This window comes from Steroidobacter gossypii (assembly GCF_016801985.1).
In the GTDB taxonomy this organism is placed as follows: Bacteria; Pseudomonadota; Gammaproteobacteria; order Steroidobacterales; family Steroidobacteraceae; genus Steroidobacter; species Steroidobacter gossypii.
Genome location: NZ_JAEVLS010000029.1, coordinates 1 through 759, shown reverse-complemented (window position 1 = coordinate 759; position 759 = coordinate 1). Strand labels below are relative to the sequence as shown.

At 60.7% G+C, this 759-nt stretch carries 1 protein-coding gene; it reads right to left on the bottom strand.

What is annotated here, in order from left to right; all coding sequences use genetic code 11:
• Positions 1-759: AMP-binding protein (locus JM946_RS29890; protein ID WP_203171120.1), on the bottom strand; the 759-nt coding region annotated here is incomplete at both ends.

The following is a 759-nucleotide window of genomic DNA, read 5'->3' as shown; positions in this document are numbered from 1 at the left end:
GATCGCCGTTTAGATGCGCCGCCGTCGTGTCCACCGTGCTCTCGGTGGGGCCGTAAACGTTGAAGAAATCCGTCTGAGCGCTTTTCGACAGGCAGTTCCACAGCTCCGGATCGATCGGCTCGCCTCCCACCAGGACGATGCGCAAGGGCGTTTCAGCTCCTGCAAGAAGACCTTCCGCAATCCAAGATCTGAGCTGCGATGGTGTGCAGTCGATTCCTTCGATCTGGTTCTCTCGCAGGAACCTCGTTAGCAGCACTGCATCCCTGCGGATCGTCAGCGGCACCAGAACCAACGTTCGGCCCGATAACAACTGCGTCAGCTGTTGAACGGATGCGTCGAAATTGATCGATGCATTCAGGCCGACGCGCCCGCAGTTGTCAGCCTGGGAATAAAACGCCTCGAGCCCGCACCACAGGTTCAACACACTACGATGCTCGATCATCACGCCCTTCGGCTTGCCAGTCGAGCCAGAAGTGTAGATCACATACGCCAGTTGCTCGCCGCCGCCTGCCTGCGCCGGCAGATTCTCCGAACCCAATCGCTCGATCCGCAACCAATCGCCATCCAGCGCAATCACCTCCGCTGAGGTGGCCGGCAGCATGGCGCGCAACCCCTCCTGCGTCAGCACCACGCGCGGCGCCGCATCCTCCAGCATGTGCTGCAGCCGTTCGGCCGGATAGTTCGGATCCAATGGCACATAGGCGCCACCGGCCTTCAGTATCCCCAGCAATCCGATCACCATCTCCAGGCTGCGCTCGA